Here is a 16,941-nt window from a genome sequence, read left to right as displayed (position 1 = left end):
TGATCTGGGTGATTAAGGGGTAAAAGTGATGGCCGGTTGGGGCTGCTACGCAGCCCAGCGCGGGACGAGCCCGCTCACTACAACTGCGGCGCTCAGCTGAGGGCTTTTTCGATGGCCTGGACGATCGTCGGGTCATCCGGTGCGGTGCGTGGGGAGAAGCGCGCGAGCACTCGCCCATCCTTGCCCAGCAGGAATTTTTCGAAGTTCCAGGTGATATCCCCAGGAAACTCTGCGCCCTCGCCTGCCAGCAGGCGGTACAACTGGTGACGGTCAGGACCGTTGACCTCAAGCTTACTGCCCAGAGGGAATGTCACCCCGTAATTCAGGCTGCAGAACTCCTGGATCTCTTCTTCTGTCCCTGGCTCCTGGCCAGCAAACTGATTGCACGGTAAACCAAGCACGGTAAACCCCTGGTCCTTGTACTGCTGGTAGAGGTTCTCCAGCGCGGCGTATTGCGGGGTCAAGCCACATTTGGAGGCCACGTTGACCACCAGTACCACTTGCCCCTTGAAGGGCGCCAGCGGCAGCTCTTGTCCGTCCAAAGCTTTGAGTTTCAGGTCGTGGAAAGCACTCATGACGAACTCCAGATATCCCATGTTCTTCGCATTGCGGCACTTCGAGATTACAACTCGCAAGCCTGCAATCATAGACGCCGATTGCAAAACGCGCCTGCGAGTTACTGAGCGGTAGGCCAGGGCAAAATCGGAATCGCCGTCACCGCGTTCTGCGGGCTGCCTTCGATCAGGCGGTCGCTGTAGACCAGGTACACCAGGGTGTTGCGCTTCTTGTCGAGGAAGCGCACCACCTGCATGGTCTTGAACACCAGGGAGGTGCGCTCCTTGAACACTTCGTCGCCGTCCTTGAGTTCGCCCTTGAAGCGGATCGGGCCTACCTGGCGGCAGGCGATCGAGGCTTCGGCGCGGTCTTCGGCCAGGCCCAGGCCGCCTTTCACACCGCCGGTCTTGGCGCGTGACAGGTAGCAGGTCACGCCGTCGACCTTGGGGTCGTCAAAGGCTTCAACAACGATTCGGTCGTTGGGCCCGACAAACTTGAACACAGTCGACACCTGGCCAATTTCTTCAGCAGAGGCCAGCAGTGGCATGGCCAACAGCAGGCCGAGCAATCCCTTCATCACGCGCATCGTGTGCTTCCTATGGTTAGACCAGGATCAGGTTATCGCGGTGCACCAGTTCCGGTTCAGCCATGTAACCCAATACTCCGACAATCGCATCGGAGGATTGTCCAATAATTTTCTGGGCTTCCAGCGCGCTGTAGTTGGCCAGGCCACGGGCAATCTCGCGACCGTCCGGCGCCACGCACACCACCATCTCGCCCCGGCGGAAGCTGCCCTGCACCAACTTGACGCCCACCGGCAGCAGGCTCTTGTTGCCTTGAGACAACGCCGACACGGCACCCTCGTCCAGCACCAGCGTGCCACGGGTTTGCAGATGACCGGCCAGCCACTGTTTGCGCGCCGCGAGCATGCCGCGTTCCGGTGACAGCAGCGTACCGATGCGTTCACCGGCCTTGAGTCGGTCCAGCACACGTTCTATGCGCCCACCGACGATGATGGTGTGGGCGCCGGAACGCGCCGCCAGGCGCGCAGCGCGCAGCTTGGTCTGCATGCCGCCACGGCCCAGGGCACCACCAACGCTGCCGGCCACGGCGTCCAGCGCCGGGTCATCGGCACGGGCTTCGTAAATCAGTTGAGCGTCGGGATTGTTGCGCGGGTCGGCGTCGAACATGCCATCGCGGTCGGTGAGGATCACCAGCAGGTCGGCTTCCACCAGGTTGGCCACCAGGGCGGCCAGGGTGTCGTTGTCGCCGAAGCGGATTTCGTCAGTGACCACGGTGTCGTTTTCGTTGATCACCGGGATGACCTTGAGCTCCACCAGCGCGCGCAAGGTGCTGCGGGCATTGAGGTAGCGCTTGCGGTCGGACAGGTCGTCGTGGGTCAGCAGGATCTGCGCCGTGTGGCGACCGTGCTCGGCAAAGCTGGATTCCCAGGCTTGCACCAGGCCCATCTGGCCAATGGCGGCGGCGGCTTGCAGTTCGTGCATCGCGCTGGGTCGCGCGGTCCAGCCGAGGCGGCTCATCCCGGCAGCAACCGCCCCGGACGACACCAGCACCAACTCCACGCCAGCCTCATGCAAGGCCACCATCTGCTCGACCCAGACGCCCATGGCTGCGCGATCCAGCCCCTTGCCATCCGCCGTCAGCAACGCACTGCCGATCTTTACGACCCAGCGCTGCGCACCTGTCACTTTGCTCCGCATCATCTTCAACCTTAGATTGAGGGCAGCGCGACCCAGCGCGGCCCATAACGTTAAACCCGGATACTAAAACGCCGCTCTATAAGGAGCGGCGTTCAAGTTTATCGCAACGAATCAGTCGCGCACGTAAATGATTTCAGGACCGTCTTCATCATCCACGTCTTCTTCGTCCCAATCGTCGTCGCCGATGTCATGGACCGACTTCACGCCGCTGCGGCGCAGGGCGCGCTGGTCATCCAGAGCCTGCAGTTGAGCGCGGGCTTCGTCTTCGATGCGCTGGTCGAGTTCGGCCAGTTCGGCCTTGAACACCGGGTCGGCCGCCAGGCGGTCGGCACGGTCTTCAAGGTAGCGCATGATATCGCGGGTCAGGCGCTCGGTGCCTTCTTTGGCAATGGCAGAGATCACGTAGACCGGGCCTTCCCATTCCAGGCGGTCGACGATTTCCTTGACGCGCGCTTCGTGTTCTTCTTCGAGGATCTGGTCGCACTTGTTCAGCACCAGCCAACGATCACGCTCAGCCAGGGACGGGCTGAACTTGGTCAGTTCGCTGACGATCACTTCGGCGGCATCCGGTGCACTGGTGTCATCCAGCGGCGCCATGTCCACGAGGTGCAACAGCAAACGGGTACGCGACAAGTGCTTGAGGAAGCGAATCCCCAGGCCTGCACCATCGGAAGCACCTTCGATCAGGCCGGGAATGTCGGCGATCACAAAGCTTTTCCAACGATCGACGCTGACCACACCCAGGTTCGGCACCAGGGTGGTGAACGGGTAGTCAGCGACTTTCGGCTTGGCGGCCGACACCGAGCGGATGAAGGTACTTTTACCGGCGTTTGGCAGGCCCAGCAGGCCCACGTCGGCGAGTACTTTCATTTCCAGCTTGAGGTCACGCTGCTCACCCGGCTTGCCTGGCGTGGTCTGGCGTGGCGCACGGTTGGTACTGGACTTGAATCGGGTGTTACCCAGACCGTGCCAGCCGCCCTGCACCACCATCAGCTTCTGGCCGGCCTTGGTCAGGTCGCCGATTACTTCCTGGGTCGCGGAGTCGATGATCGTGGTGCCGACCGGTACGCGCAGTACCAGGTCTTCACCTTTTTTACCGGTGCAGTCGGTGCTGCCGCCGTTGGAGCCACGCTCGGCATCGAAGTGCCGGGTGTAACGGTAGTCGACCAGGGTGTTGAGGTTTTCGTCGGCCATCATGTAGATGGAACCGCCGTCACCGCCGTCACCGCCGTTGGGGCCACCGTTTTCGATGAATTTTTCGCGACGGAAACTCATGCAACCGTTACCGCCGTCGCCTGCTTTTACTCGGATGGAAACTTCATCAACGAACTTCATAACAAAACGCCTCTCGCCGCTTGGACGAGCTTAAGAAACCAAGACATAAGACTCTTGCAAAAATGAGCGCAGCGACCTCAATCAGCGACCGCAAAACCAGCGCCTGAGCCCATTACAAACAGCTTTGCAAGAGACTCACCCCACAAACGAAAAAGCCCCGTCGCAAGACAGGGCTTTTCCAGCGATCTCGCAATTAAGCTGCGACAACGCTCACGTAACGGCGGTTGAACGCGCCTTTTACTTCAAACTTGATCACGCCTTCGATTTTCGCGAAGAGGGTGTGATCTTTACCCATGCCTACACCGTAACCGGCGTGGAATTGGGTGCCGCGCTGACGCACGATGATGTTGCCCGGAATGATTTTCTGGCCGCCATACATCTTAACGCCAAGGCGTTTGGCTTCTGAGTCGCGACCGTTACGGGTACTACCACCAGCTTTTTTGTGTGCCATGAGTCAATTCTCCTAGTGAGGAATTAGGCTGAAATTAAGCCTGAATACCGGTGATTTTGATCTCGGTGTACCACTGGCGGTGGCCCATACGCTTCATGTGGTGCTTACGACGACGGAACTTGATGATGCGGACTTTATCGTGACGACCTTGGGAGATCACTTCAGCCACAACGGTAGCGCCAGCAACAACTGGAGCGCCGATGTTCACGTCATCGCCATTGGCGACCAACAGAACGCGATCAAAAGTAACGGATTCGCCGGTAGCGACTTCCAGTTTTTCGATCTTCAGGTATTCACCTGGGGCGACTTTGTATTGCTTGCCACCAGTAACAATTACTGCGTACGACATGGTATTTCTCCGATAATCCTGCTCACCCAGCGCTTTATAAGAAGAGGTATTGGCTGGCATGGCTGCATGGGATGGACGTCCCGAATGCAATTGCGTAAGGCAGGTGCTGCCCAGGAAGTTCAGGGTGCGCGATTGTACGCAAGGCAACGGGGTGTTGCAAGAGGCCGTCTATCGCGCCTTGACACTACGGGGCCTGGGTCCTAGCATGCCGCGCAACCCTTCTGGAGCGACTGTCGCTGATGCAACCCCAAGCTTTCTACCGCGCGGTCGCGGACGATTTTAGCGCCGTCGACGGCATCATCAAGAAGCAGCTGACTTCTAAAGTGCCGCTGGTCTCCAAAATTGGCGACTATATTACGTCGGCGGGCGGTAAGCGCCTGCGTCCTTTATTAGTGTTGCTGTGCGGCAAGGCCCTGGGCCGTGAAGGCGATGACCTGCGCCTGCTGGCAGCCACCATCGAATTCCTGCACACCGCCACCCTGCTGCATGACGACGTGGTCGACATGTCCGGTATGCGCCGTGGCCGCGAGACCGCCAATGCCATGTGGGGCAACGCCCCCAGCGTACTGGTAGGCGATTTCCTTTACTCGCGCTCGTTCGAAATGATGGTTGAACTCGGCTCGATGCCGGTGATGAAGATTCTTTCACAGGCCACGCGCATCATCGCCGAAGGCGAAGTGTTGCAACTGTCGAAGGTCCGCGACGCCAGCACCACCGAAGAAACCTACATGGAAGTGATCCGCGGCAAGACCGCGATGCTCTTCGAAGCCTCCACCCACAGCGCCGCAGCCTTGTGCAACGCCACCGCCGAACAGGCCGAAGCGCTGCGCACCTTTGGCGATCACCTGGGCGTGGCGTTCCAACTGGTGGACGACCTGCTCGACTACCGTGGCGATGCCGAAACCCTGGGCAAGAACGTCGGTGACGACCTGGCCGAAGGCAAGCCGACCTTGCCGCTGATCTACACCATGCGCGAAGGTACGCCGGAACAGGCCGCCCTGGTGCGCAAGGCGATCCAGAAAGGTGGTATCGAAGACCTCGAAGCCATCCGCGCCGCTGTCGAAGCGTCGGGTTCCCTGGACTACACCGCGCAACTGGCGCGTGATTTCGTGGCGCGTGCCATCCAGTGCCTGGAAGCCCTGCCAGCCAGCGAATACCGGGACGCCCTGGTCGAGCTGAGTGAGTTTGCGGTCGCCCGCACGCACTGACGCGGACGAATGTGGGAGGGGCTCCTCCCACATTTAGATTTCATACAACCTGTAAGACCACAAATCCCTATATAATGTGCGACTTTTAGCCATCCTGACTTTCAAGGAGCTTTAGTGAGCACGTTGCCACCCTGCCCGAAATGCAATTCCGAATACACCTACGAAGACGGCGCCCAGCTGATCTGCCCGGAATGCGCCCATGAGTGGTCCGCCACTGGCGAGGCCGAAGCGGCCGGCGATGAAGCCGTGAAGAAAGACTCTGTGGGCAACGTCCTGCAGGACGGCGACACCATCACCGTGATCAAGGACCTCAAGGTCAAAGGCACCTCCCTGGTAGTCAAGGTCGGCACCAAGGTCAAGAACATCCGCCTGTGCGACGGTGACCACGATATCGATTGCAAGATCGACGGTATCGGCCCGATGAAGCTCAAGTCCGAGTTCGTGCGTAAAGTCTGAACCCGCTGCACCCATCCCGCGCCCGCCGCGGGATGGCGTTTCGCCCTCTGCGTTGACCTCTCGCAATATCCACACAGAAAAACCCGGAAATCGCCAATAGGCACTTGCTATTCTACGAATAAGAATTATTCTCATTGAAACCCATCAAGGAGATGCGACCCATGACTTATTTGATAGATGCCTGGCTGGACCGCCCACACCCTTACCTGCGGATCCTGCATCGGGAAACCGGTGAAGTCTGTGCGGTACTGGAAGAAGAAGCGCTGAGTGAACTGCAGGATCAGGGCGACCTGGACGTGAATGGCCTGAGTTCGAGTGAACCTGGAGTGCTGAAGGAGGTGGTGCGTAATCTGTTTCTGTTCTGCTATGCCCGAGCGTTGCGCCCGGCGACGGAGCTGAATGGCAAGTTCCATCCATGAACACACCCGCAAAACACTGTGGGGACGAGCAGGCTCGCTCCCACAGGTAATCAGCAGGTCTTACAGAACGTCGAGCAGCTCGACGTCGAACACCAGAACGCTGTGCGGCGGGATGCTGCCAACGCCTTGAGCGCCGTAAGCCAGTTCGCTCGGCACGTACAGACGCCATTTGCTGCCGGCATTCATCAGTTGCAGGGCTTCGGTCCAGCCGGCGATCACGCCGCCAACCGGGAATTCTGCAGGCTGACCGCGCTCGTAGGAGCTGTCGAACACAGTGCCGTCGATCAGGGTGCCGTGGTAGTGAGTACGCACTTGGTCTTCACGGGTTGGCTTGGCGCCATCACCGGCGGTCAGCACTTCGAACTGCAGGCCGGAGGCCAGGGTGGTGATGCCATCACGCTTGGCGTTTTCAGCCAGGAATGCCAGGCCAGCGCCCGCCGCAGCTTCAGCCTTTGCAGCCGCTTCGGCCTGCATGATTTCACGGATCACTTTGAAGCTGGCAGCCATTTGCTCCTGGTCAACACGGCTTGGCTTGCCGGCGAAAGCGTCGGTCAGGCCGGCCAGGATTGCGTCCAGGCTTACACCAGGTGGCGGATTGTCGCGCAGTTGGTCGCCCAACTGACGGCCGATACCGTAGCTGACGCGGGTTTCGTCGGTGGACAGATTAACTTCGGACATGAAGAGGCTCCGCTGTAGGGCGACACAGTTTCCCGTGTCATCCAAAACTAAAAGGGCCCGCAGACTAGCACAAAACCGGCGCGCACGATGAGCTTGGCGCCTCGTGCCGGCGGGCCGCCGTTAGTCGGTTACTCGCGGGGGCGCTCATCTATTCACGAATAAAAAGTTTCAGATTCCCACTCACCCGCCGATACAGCGCTACACATCTTGGCTGGCTCAAACAACAACACCGCCCAGCAGACAGACATCACCTTTGCGGAGCATTCGATGAACAGCTGGTTCGGTAACATCAGCGTCAACCTCAAACTCGGCCTGGGCTTCGGCCTGGTGCTGGTCCTCACCTCGATCCTCGCCCTCACTGGCTGGACCAGCCTGGGCAGCCTGATCGACCGTAGCAACTGGATGAGCGACATCACCCAGCTCAACGCGTCGCTGACCAAGCTGCGCATCGTGCGCCTGCAATACATGCTCGCCAACGGCGACGAGGCCGTGGCCCAGAACGTACAGACCAACCTGGATGCCTTCGCTGCCCAGCAACAGAAACTGCTGGACAGCTTCAAGAGCCCGGAGAACGTCAAGCTGCTCAACGAGCAGAAAGCGATCATCACCGCTTACCAGCAGTCGCTAAATAAAATGCGTGAGGCCTACCGTAACGGCAACGCCTCTCGCCAAGTAATGGGCGACAAAGCCGACATCGCCAATGCGCAGATCAATGCGCTGGAGAACAGCGTCAAGCAAATGCCTGACAGCACGGAGCACCTGGCCCAGTTCCAGGCCGTGGCCGACGCCAAGATGCAATTCCAATTGGCGCGCTACGAAGTTCGCGGGTACACCGGTAACGTCAACCCGGACACCGAAGCCCGTGCCGCCGCACAGATTGAAAAAGCCATCGCGGGCTTGAAAGACCTCAGCGCCGCCTTCGGTAGCAGCCAGCAGAACGCACTGACAGCGCTGGAAACTGCCCTGGGCGCCTACCGCACGGCTGTGCAGAATTACAAAGCCGCCAATGCCAACATCGTCACCGCCCGCGCCGAAATGACCACCCAGGGCGCCGACATCGTGACGATCAGCGACAAGCTGTACGACATCCAGCTGGATCGCCGTGACGCCGAAAGCGCCCAGGCCCGCAGCCTGCAATTGATCAGCACCTTGCTGGCCCTGCTGGTCGGCATCATTGCTGCCTTGGTGATCACCCGCCAGATCACCCGCCCGATCCAGGAAACCCTGGCCGTGGTGGAGCGCATTGCTTCCGGTGACCTGAGCCACAACATCCAGATCACCCGCCGCGATGAGCTGGGCGTGCTGCAACAAGGCATCCAGCGCATGGGCACCACCTTGCGCGAATTGATCAGCGGCATCCGCGACGGCGTGACCCAGATCGCCAGCGCCGCCGAAGAACTGTCGGCCGTCACCGAGCAGACCAGCGCCGGCGTGAACAGCCAGAAAATCGAGACCGACCAGGTCGCCACGGCGATGCACGAAATGACCGCCACCGTGCAGGAAGTCGCGCGTAATGCCGAGCAAGCCTCCCTGGCCGCTGCTGACGCCGATGGCCAAGCCCGTGCCGGCGACAAAGTGGTCGCTGAGGCCATCGCCCAGATCGAACGCCTGGCCGCTGAGGTGGCGCGCTCCACCGACGCCATGACCCATCTGCAACAAGAGAGCAACAAGATCGGCAGCGTGATGGACGTGATCAAGGCCGTGGCCGAACAGACCAACCTGCTGGCCCTCAACGCGGCGATCGAAGCGGCGCGTGCCGGTGAAGCCGGGCGTGGGTTTGCCGTGGTGGCCGACGAAGTACGTGGCCTGGCCCAGCGCACGCAAAAATCCACCGAGGAAATCGAAGGCCTGGTCGCCGGTTTGCAGAACGGCACCCAGCAAGTGGCCAACGTGATGAACAACAGCCGCAGCCTCACCGACAGCAGTGTCGAGCTGACGCGCAAAGCTGGTGTATCGCTGGAGAACATCACCCGTACCGTGTCGAATATCCAGTCGATGAACCAGCAGATCGCCGCCGCCGCCGAGCAGCAAAGCGCAGTGGCTGAAGAGATCAGCCGCAGCATCGTGAATGTGCGTGATGTGTCGGAGCAGACCGCTACGGCGAGTGATGAGACGGCCAAGTCGAGTGTGGAACTGGCGCGGTTGGGCAGTCAGTTGCAGCAGATGGTCAGTCATTTCCGGGTATAAAAGCCGCAGTCCCTGTGGCGAGGGAGCTTGCTCCCGTTAGGGCGCGAAGCGGCCCTGATCAAGTTGATGCAGATTTGAAGTTGAGAGCGCAGTGAATGCTTGGGGCTGCTACGCAGCCCAACGGGAGCAAGCTCCCTCGCCACAGGCAAACTTAGACATACTCGGCCCTCCGTGAGTTGGGCCTTACCTCCAGCACACTTACCGGAACACGTGGGCCTTCGGACGCGAGTCGATTGCGTCCTTTGAGAGTGCAACCCCAGCCACTAACTGGTGTTGCAAAAAAAACCGCCCTACCAAGGCGGTTTTTTATTGCCTGCGATTTGCCCCTCAGCCCTCACCTTCCTCAACAAACACCAGCCGATTCCCAAACGGGTCCTTGATGCTCATCTCCCGCGCGCCCCAAGGCGTTTCCTCAACCCCTGGCTTGGCATACCGATAATCCTTGCCCACCAATTGCTGCTGATACGCGTCCACCCCCTGGGCCTGAATCCGCACCGCCGCGCCCGGCGACGCATCGCCATGGTGCTCAGTCAAATGCAACACGCATTCACCCAGCGACACTTGCAGGTACAACGGAAAACTCGCTTCAAAACGATGCTGCCAATCCACCTTGAACCCCAAAAAGTCGACGTAGAATTCCAACGCCTTGGCCTCATCGAAAATCCGCAGGATGGGGGTGACTTTTCCTAAGTGCATGGCAATCGCTCCGTTCATAAGAGCGCCCACTATAAAGACGAAAATCCCCGACGCAAATCCCCACTGCGCGCCAGGAAACGCCCCTGCCGCTGACCGTTCGCCTGCCCGTCGCAGTAGCTCAACACTCCGTTGACCCACACCCCATCAATGCCTTCCGCCGCCCGCTGTGGTTGCTTGAAGTCCGCCACATCGCGCACGCGCAAAGGGTCGAACAGCACCAGGTCGGCCCAGTGCCCTTCGCGGATTTCACCGCGCTCGGCCAGGCCAAATCGCGCCGCCGACAAGCCGGTCATCTTGTGCACGGCAGTGTGCAACGGGAACAACCCGACATCCCGGCTGAAATGCCCCAGCACCCGTGGAAACGCACCCCACAAACGCGGGTGCGGGAACGGGTCCTCTGGCAACCCATCCGACCCCACCATCGACAACGGATGCGCGAGAATCCGCCGTACGTCCGCCTCATCCATCCCGTAATACACTGCCCCCGCCGGTTGCAGGCGACGCGCTGCGTCCATCAGCGAAATATCCCACTCAGCGGCAATGTCCTGCAGATCACGCCCCCCCATGTCCGGGTGCGGCGTCGACCAGGTGATGGTGATGCGAAACGCATCGGTCACCTGCTTGAGGTCCAGGGTCGAAGAACTCGCAGCATAGGGATAACAATCACAGCCCACCGGGTGGGTTTTCGCCGCCCGCTCCAGCGATGCCAACAACTGCGGACTACGCCCCCAATTCCCGGCGCCGGCACATTTGAGGTGGGAAATGATCACCGGTGCCTGGGCATGTCGGCCAATCAAAAACGCCTCGTCCATCGCCTCCAGCACCGGCTCGAATTCGCTGCGCAAATGGGTGGTGTACACCGCGCCGAAGGCCGTCAGTTCTTCACTCAGTTGCAGCACCTCATCGGTCTCGGCGTTGAACGCGCTGGCGTAGGCCAGACCTGTGGATAACCCCAGGGCTCCGGCTTCGAGACTTTCTTGCAACTGCACGCGCATGGCGGCGATTTCGTCCGCTGAAGCGCTACGATGCAGGTCTTGCATATGATTGCTGCGCAGTGCCGTGTGACCGATCAATGCGGCAACGTTGACGGCCGGGTGAGCCTGTTCGACCGCCGCTCGATAGTCACTGAAACGCGGATACACAAACGCCGCAGCGCTGCCCAACAAGTTCATCGGGTCCGGCGGATCACTGCGCAACGTCACCGGCGACGCACTGATGCCACAATTGCCGACGATCACCGTGGTCACGCCCTGGCTGAGCTTGGGCAGCATCTGCGGATGGCGGATCACCACCGTGTCATCGTGGGTGTGCACGTCGATAAAACCCGGCGCCAGCACACGGCCCGCAGCTTCGATTTCATGTTCGGCCACAGACGCCGACAAATCACCAATCGCCTCGATGCGCCCGTCACACACCCCCACATCAGCCACATAGCCTGGGGTATTGCTGCCATCGATGATCAATGCCTGGCGAATCAGCGTGTCGTACTTCATATCAGTCTCCAAGCGGCAGGCTGTCAGGGCCGCCGCGATAATCGTCCAGGGCCAGCTTGATCCGGCGCAGGCGTTCCTGGTTGTCGTCCGGCGAGGCCAGTGCCAGCTCCGTGGCGAGCAGGTCGATGGCCAGCAGCATGCCGTAGCGCGCCGCAGTGGGCTTGTAGATAAAACTGGTTTCGGCCGGCTGCAGCGGCAGCAAGACATCCGCCAACTGCGCCAAGGGCGAGTCGGCCAGGGTGATGGCGACGATGCGCGCATCGTAGTTGCGCGCCAGGGTCACCACGTCGAGCAACTCAGGGGTAAGGCCGGTCAGGGAGCACACAATCAGCGCATGCTCCGGCCCCAGCGTCGCCGCCGTGACCCGCATCATCACCGGGTCATGGCAGGCCGCAATCGGATAGCCCAGGCGCACCAGGCGCACCTGCAACTCATCGCTGCACAGGCTCGACGGGCCGCCCATGCCGAACGCATGGATCATCCGCGCCTTGCCCAACAGGCTGACCGCATCGACAAAACTGGCCTGGTTGAATCCGGAGAGATGCTGACGCAACGTCGCCTCGATATCCCCCAGGATCTGCCGATGAAACGCCGACTGTTCCGGCAACCCCGCCGGGTCGAGGAAGCGACTGCCGACGCCGCTGGCCTGGGCCAGTTGCAGGCGCAGGTCACGCAAGTCCCGACACCCCACGCTGCGCGCAAACCGTGACAACGTGGCCGTACTGACCTCGGCCCGTTGCGACAACTCCTCCAGGCTGGCCGACGCGGCAAACCCCACGTCATCCAGCATCAGCTTGGCGATACGCCCTTCGCCGGCGCTGAAGGCGTCCTGGCGAGCGCGGATCTGGTAGAGGATGTCCATGGGCTCTCCGGGTTACAAAATACAGGACAGACCATAAGTCAGACCGAAGGCGACCACCGAAATCAACGTCTCCAACACGGTCCAGGTCTTGAAGGTCTGGATCACCGTCATATTGAAGTATTCCTTGATCAGCCAGAAGCCGCCGTCGTTCACATGGGAAAAGATCACCGAACCTGCGCCGGTGGCCAGCACCAGCAACTCAGGGTGTGGATAACCCAGGCCCAGGGCGACGGGCGCTACCACTCCAGACGCGGTGGTCATGGCCACCGTGGCCGAACCTGTGGCGATACGCATCAGCGCGGCAAACAACCAGCCCATCACCAACGGCGACAGGTGGAAGGCATGGGCCAGGCCGAGAATTTCGTTAGTGACACCGGCGTCCACCAAGATGCGATTCAACCCGCCGCCCGCGCCCACCAGCAAGGTGATGCTCGCGGTCGGCGCCAGGCATTCATTGGTGAACTTGAGGATCGACTCACGGTTGAAGCCCTGTGCAATCCCCAAGGTCCAGAAGCTCACCAGGGTCGCCACCAGCAGCGCGATCACCGAGTTGCCGATAAACAGCAGGAACTGGTTAAAACCGGTGCCCGGCGTAGAGATCACGTTGGCCCAGCCGCCGATCATCATCAGCACCACCGGCAACAGGATGGTGCCCATGGTCAGGGAAAAGCTCGGTAAACGGGTACGCGGTTCGCGCTCGATGAATTGGCGTTCCAGCGGGTTTTCCGCCGGCAGATGAATACGCGGCACGATGAACTTGGCGTAGACCGGGCCGGCGATAATTGCCGTAGGAATACCGATCAGAATCGCATACAGCACGGTCTGCCCCACCGACGCGTTATACGCCAGCACCGCCATCATCGCCGCCGGGTGCGGCGGCACCAACGCATGCACCACCGACAGACCGGCGACCATCGGCAGCCCGACCATCAGGATCGACACGCCGACCCTGCGCGCCACGGTAAAGGCGATCGGCACCAACAACACAAAACCGACCTCGAAAAACAGCGGCAGCCCCACCAGGAAAGCGATGCACACCATCGCCCAATGCGCGTTACGTTCGCCAAACCGGTTGATCAGCGTGCGCGCCACCTGCTCGGCACCGCCGGACTCGGCCATCATCTTGCCGAGCATGGTGCCCAACGCCACCACCAGGGCGATATGCCCCAAGGTTTTGCCGACACCCGCCTCGTAGGAACCCATGATGGTGTCCGCCGGCATCCCGGCCATCAGCGCCAGGCCGATGGACACCAGGGTGATGACGATAAACGGGTTGAGTCGGTAACGTGCAATCAGCACGATCAAAGCAATGATGGCGATGGCAGCGTATGCCAACAGCCCGAAGCCCGGTGATGCGGCCATGCGGTACTCCTCGGAAAGGGTCACGTCGAATTGGTTGTGAAACTCATAAATCATTACCGAGGATTATTTTCAATTTTTATGAAAGTAACTTTCGCCCACAGGTAAGCGCTGTCGCGTTGGGATACGCCCGACAGGCGTGAATGAAAATTCGAGGGGTGTTCTTACATGAAGATCGGAGGATGCCGGAAACTCAAGCGCAGCCGTTGAGTCTTAGAATGCGCAACCCTTCATCATCAGGAAATCGACCATGATTCGCACAGCCTTCGCCGCCAGCGCCCTGCTCCTCGCCCTGTGCGGCACCGCTTCGGCCGCCGACAACCCAGCGCTGAAGAAGTGCATGGACAGCGCCAACACCACCGCCGACATGGTTACGTGCAACGCCAACGAAGCCAAGGTGCAGGACGCACGCCTGAACCGCGCCTACAAGACCGCCCTCGCCGCCCAGGAAGGCCCGCGCAAGCAGCAACTGCAAGACGTGCAGCGCCTGTGGATAAAATACCGTGACGCCAATTGCGCCTTCGCCGGTTCCGCCACCGGCGGCAGCATCGACCGGGTCAACGGTTCCGGCTGCGTACTGGACATGACCCAGACCCGCGCGCAGGAACTCGAAGATCTGGTCGGGCCGTAATCAGTCAGTCGTGGTGAACCCTGGCGCGCTTGAGCAGCTTCTTGCAACGCTCCGACAGATGCAGCACCCGCAGGTGCTTGCCGGCCTTGCTGTAGCGCTCGCGCAAGGTCATCAACGCGGCAATCGCCGAGTAGTCGACAAAGCTCAGGTGACGGCAATCCAGCGTCACCTGGGCCGGGTCGTTGGACGGGTCGAACTGGTTCAAAAACGGCGTGGTCGAGGCGAAGAACAACGTGCCATGCAGGCGATAGAGCTTGCTGCCATCGGCCTCCAGATGCTCATCGGCATATAGCTCGCGCGCTTGCTGCCAGGCGAAATTCAACGCCGCAATCACGATCCCGCACAGCACCGCCGTGGCCAGGTCGGTGAACACCGTGATCACCGTTACCGCCAGAATCACCAGCACATCATTGAGCGGCACCTTGTTGATCACCCGCAAGGAGGCCCAGGCGAAAGTCTGCTGGGACACCACGAACATCACGCCCACCAGCGCCGCCAGCGGAATGCGCTCAATGAACGGCGACAGGAACAGGATGAACAACAGAATCATCACCCCGGCAAACACCCCGGACAAACGCCCGCGCCCGCCGGAGCTGAGGTTGATCACGGTCTGCCCGATCATCGCGCAGCCGCCCATGCCGCCGAACAGGCCGGAGACCATGTTCGCCGCGCCGAGGGCAACGCTCTCGCGGTCGGGGTAGCCGCGGGTCTCGGTGATTTCGTCGGTGAGGTTGAGGGTGAGCAGGGTTTCCAGCAGGCCGACCATGGCCATCAGGAACGCGTAGGGCGCAATAATGCCGAGGGTTTCCACGGTCCACGGTATCTGCGGCAGCGCGAAAGTCGGCAGGCCGCCCGCAATGTGGGCCATGTCGCCAAGGGTGCGGGTGGGCAGACCGAGCAGGTACACCGCCAGCCCCACGCCGAGGATCGCCACCAACGCAGGCGGCACGGCGCGGGTGATGCGCGGCAGCAGGTAGACGATGGCCATGGTCACCAGCACCAGGCCGGTCATCACGTACAGCGGCGTGCCGCTGAGCCAGGTTTCACCGCTTTTGAAATGCTCCAACTGTGCCAGGGCAATGATGATCGCCAGGCCGTTGACGAAGCCCAGCATCACCGGGTGCGGCACCATGCGCACCAGCTTGCCCAGGCGCAGCAGGCCGAAGGCGACCATGATCAGCCCGCCCAGCAACACCGTCGCCAGCAGATACTCCACACCGTGTTGCACCACCAGGGCGACGATCACCACCGCCATCGAGCCGGCCGCACCGGACACCATGCCGGGCCGGCCGCCGAACAATGCGGTGAGGGTGCAGATGATGAAAGCGCCGTAGAGCCCCATCAGCGGGTTGAGGTGAGCCACCAGGGCAAAGGCGATGCATTCAGGCAGCAGCGCAAAAGACGTGGTGAGGCCGGCCAGGGCATCGGCGCGCAGACGGGTGAGGTTCATGAAGTACCAGGGTAATGCGGGGGATAAGGCGGGGAATGGTACGGAATTGAGGGAGATGGAGCTAGTCTCGAAGACCGAGTCGTGCCAATCGGGGGCAAGCCCCCTCCCACACTAGACTGCACTCCATAGTTGGAACTCGGTCAACTGTGGGAGGGGGCTTGCCCCCGATAGCAACACCCTGGGGATCAAGTGAAACTCACACCATTTCGTGGCGAATCCACTCCACCACCGACGTACGCTTCGGCGCCCAACCCAGCAGTTCACGGGCCTGCTTACCGCGCACCCGGCTGTTGGAGCCCAAGCCATAGTTGGCCATTTCATAGCCCCACTCGGCTTCAGCCTCGGCCAATGGCCAATCCTGCGGTTTGCCCAGCTTCAGCGCTTCGGCGATGGCGGTGGTCATGTCGATAAACGCGGCCTCGCCGCTTTCCACGAAGTAGAACGTACCCGGCACGTTCTTGGTCAGCGCCAGCAGGTACAGCGCCACAACGTCCTCAATGTGCACGTTGGACCAGATGTTCTGCCCGGTGCCCACATGGCGTACTACGCCACTCTTGCGTGCCTGCTTGAGCAGACGCGGCAATTGCACGCTGTCGCGCTTCACGCCCAGGCTGTGGCCGTAGATCAAGGTGTTGCAGATCACCGCCGAGTTCACGCCGTCTTTGGCAGCCGCCAGAATCAGATTGTCGATGGCCACACGAGCGGCCTTGTCGACGGTCGGCTCTGGCAGGTTGTCTTCGAAGTAGATGACATCGCTGGCCTTGCCGCCCGATGCATCCCCGACAATGCTCGAACCGCTGGTGTGCAGGAACGCCTTGTTCGAGCCCTTCAAAGCGGCGAGCAGAGTTTCCACGGCAGCACGGTGGTCGCTGCTGGCGGCGTTGATCACCGCGTCGGCCTGTTGCGCTTGCTCGGTCAATACAGCCGCGTCATCCAGGGTGCCGATCACCGGGTTGATGCCCAGTGCGGTCATCTCGGCAGCCTGCTCGGCGCTGCGCACCAGGCCGGTAACGGTGTGGCCGGCCTTGACCAGGCCGGTCGCGATGGAACCGCCGATAAAACCTGCTGCGCCGGTAATGAATACGTTCATG

Annotated in this window: 18 protein-coding genes and 1 pseudogene; 6 read left to right on the top strand and 13 right to left on the bottom strand. The window is 60.9% G+C overall.

Annotated features, from left to right (window positions below):
• Window positions 1-92: 92 nt before the first annotated feature.
• The 6 genes from NL123_RS05085 to rplU all read right to left on the bottom strand — a co-directional run bounded on the left by NL123_RS05085 (window position 93) and on the right by rplU (window position 4,411).
• Entirely contained in the window at window positions 93-575 is a 483-nt protein-coding gene (locus tag NL123_RS05085) for a glutathione peroxidase (protein WP_071489177.1), read from the bottom strand.
• A 101-nt stretch (window positions 576-676) separates the two neighbouring features.
• Complete coding sequence (locus NL123_RS05080) at window positions 677-1,141, bottom strand: CreA family protein (protein WP_015885841.1); 465 nt, start codon at window positions 1,139-1,141, stop codon at window positions 677-679.
• 16 nt (window positions 1,142-1,157) lie between these two features.
• On the bottom strand, window positions 1,158-2,276 hold the full coding sequence (gene proB, locus NL123_RS05075; RefSeq protein WP_248488261.1) for a glutamate 5-kinase: 1,119 nt from the start codon (window positions 2,274-2,276) through the stop codon (window positions 1,158-1,160).
• Between the two features lie 111 nt (window positions 2,277-2,387).
• Window positions 2,388-3,611, bottom strand: a complete 1,224-nt coding sequence (cgtA, locus tag NL123_RS05070; protein ID WP_176996947.1) for an Obg family GTPase CgtA — start codon at window positions 3,609-3,611, stop codon at window positions 2,388-2,390.
• A 193-nt stretch (window positions 3,612-3,804) separates the two neighbouring features.
• Window positions 3,805-4,062 carry a 50S ribosomal protein L27 gene (rpmA, locus tag NL123_RS05065; protein WP_003176049.1) on the bottom strand — a complete coding sequence of 86 codons (258 nt, stop codon included), beginning with the start codon at window positions 4,060-4,062 and terminating at the stop codon, window positions 3,805-3,807.
• 34 nt (window positions 4,063-4,096) lie between these two features.
• Window positions 4,097-4,411, bottom strand: a complete 315-nt coding sequence (gene rplU / locus NL123_RS05060; RefSeq protein ID WP_007950961.1) for a 50S ribosomal protein L21 — start codon at window positions 4,409-4,411, stop codon at window positions 4,097-4,099.
• A 239-nt stretch (window positions 4,412-4,650) separates the two neighbouring features.
• Here rplU and NL123_RS05055 point away from each other — a divergent pair, with 239 nt between their 5' ends.
• The 3 genes from NL123_RS05055 (at window position 4,651) to NL123_RS05045 (ending at window position 6,494) form a co-directional block, all read left to right on the top strand.
• Window positions 4,651-5,619 carry a polyprenyl synthetase family protein gene (locus tag NL123_RS05055; RefSeq protein ID WP_058425717.1) on the top strand — a complete coding sequence of 323 codons (969 nt, stop codon included), beginning with the start codon at window positions 4,651-4,653 and terminating at the stop codon, window positions 5,617-5,619.
• Window positions 5,620-5,733: 114 nt separating this feature from the next.
• A complete protein-coding gene (locus NL123_RS05050; RefSeq protein WP_058425716.1) occupies window positions 5,734-6,075 on the top strand; it encodes a zinc ribbon domain-containing protein YjdM in 342 nt (113 codons plus the stop codon).
• Between the two features lie 161 nt (window positions 6,076-6,236).
• Window positions 6,237-6,494, top strand: a complete 258-nt coding sequence (locus NL123_RS05045) for a PA4570 family protein (protein WP_056858344.1) — start codon at window positions 6,237-6,239, stop codon at window positions 6,492-6,494.
• A 60-nt stretch (window positions 6,495-6,554) separates the two neighbouring features.
• Here the strand turns inward: NL123_RS05045 and bamJ are convergent, their stop codons facing one another.
• Window positions 6,555-7,172 carry a BamJ family beta-barrel-assembly machinery protein gene (gene bamJ, locus NL123_RS05040; protein ID WP_003176055.1) on the bottom strand — a complete coding sequence of 206 codons (618 nt, stop codon included), beginning with the start codon at window positions 7,170-7,172 and terminating at the stop codon, window positions 6,555-6,557.
• A gap of 267 nt (window positions 7,173-7,439) precedes the next feature.
• Between bamJ and NL123_RS05035 the strand changes: the two are divergent.
• Window positions 7,440-8,456, top strand: a pseudogene (locus NL123_RS05035) (methyl-accepting chemotaxis protein); the annotation flags it as partial.
• 39 nt (window positions 8,457-8,495) lie between these two features.
• Window positions 8,496-9,359, top strand: coding sequence for a methyl-accepting chemotaxis protein (locus NL123_RS05030; protein WP_370636473.1), 864 nt, complete (start codon window positions 8,496-8,498; stop codon window positions 9,357-9,359).
• 327 nt (window positions 9,360-9,686) lie between these two features.
• Here the strand turns inward: NL123_RS05030 and NL123_RS05025 are convergent, their stop codons facing one another.
• The 4 genes from NL123_RS05025 to NL123_RS05010 are packed head-to-tail and all read right to left on the bottom strand — an operon-like array spanning window position 9,687 to window position 13,772.
• Window positions 9,687-10,055: a glyoxalase superfamily protein gene (locus NL123_RS05025; protein WP_248484448.1), complete on the bottom strand. Its 369-nt coding sequence runs from the start codon at window positions 10,053-10,055 to the stop codon at window positions 9,687-9,689.
• Window positions 10,056-10,084: 29 nt separating this feature from the next.
• Window positions 10,085-11,548 carry an N-acyl-D-amino-acid deacylase family protein gene (locus tag NL123_RS05020; protein WP_494357338.1) on the bottom strand — a complete coding sequence of 488 codons (1,464 nt, stop codon included), beginning with the start codon at window positions 11,546-11,548 and terminating at the stop codon, window positions 10,085-10,087.
• A 1-nt stretch (window position 11,549) separates the two neighbouring features.
• Complete coding sequence (locus tag NL123_RS05015; RefSeq protein ID WP_494357337.1) at window positions 11,550-12,410, bottom strand: MurR/RpiR family transcriptional regulator; 861 nt, start codon at window positions 12,408-12,410, stop codon at window positions 11,550-11,552.
• A gap of 12 nt (window positions 12,411-12,422) precedes the next feature.
• Window positions 12,423-13,772 carry a GntT/GntP/DsdX family permease gene (locus NL123_RS05010; RefSeq protein WP_248484454.1) on the bottom strand — a complete coding sequence of 450 codons (1,350 nt, stop codon included), beginning with the start codon at window positions 13,770-13,772 and terminating at the stop codon, window positions 12,423-12,425.
• A 247-nt stretch (window positions 13,773-14,019) separates the two neighbouring features.
• Between NL123_RS05010 and NL123_RS05005 the strand changes: the two genes are divergently transcribed.
• On the top strand, window positions 14,020-14,400 hold the full coding sequence (locus NL123_RS05005; protein WP_494357336.1) for a lysozyme inhibitor LprI family protein: 381 nt from the start codon (window positions 14,020-14,022) through the stop codon (window positions 14,398-14,400).
• A gap of 4 nt (window positions 14,401-14,404) precedes the next feature.
• Here the strand turns inward: NL123_RS05005 and NL123_RS05000 are convergent, their stop codons facing one another.
• On the bottom strand, window positions 14,405-15,850 hold the full coding sequence (locus NL123_RS05000) for a SulP family inorganic anion transporter (RefSeq protein ID WP_494357335.1): 1,446 nt from the start codon (window positions 15,848-15,850) through the stop codon (window positions 14,405-14,407).
• A 196-nt stretch (window positions 15,851-16,046) separates the two neighbouring features.
• Complete coding sequence (locus NL123_RS04995) at window positions 16,047-16,940, bottom strand: NAD-dependent epimerase/dehydratase family protein (RefSeq protein ID WP_494357334.1); 894 nt, start codon at window positions 16,938-16,940, stop codon at window positions 16,047-16,049.
• Window position 16,941: the final 1 nt, after the last annotated feature.

Source organism: Pseudomonas sp. FBCC-B1565 (assembly GCF_059133265.1).
Note: the sequence above shows the minus strand (reverse complement) of the source record. Positions and strands in the feature narration are given on the sequence as shown.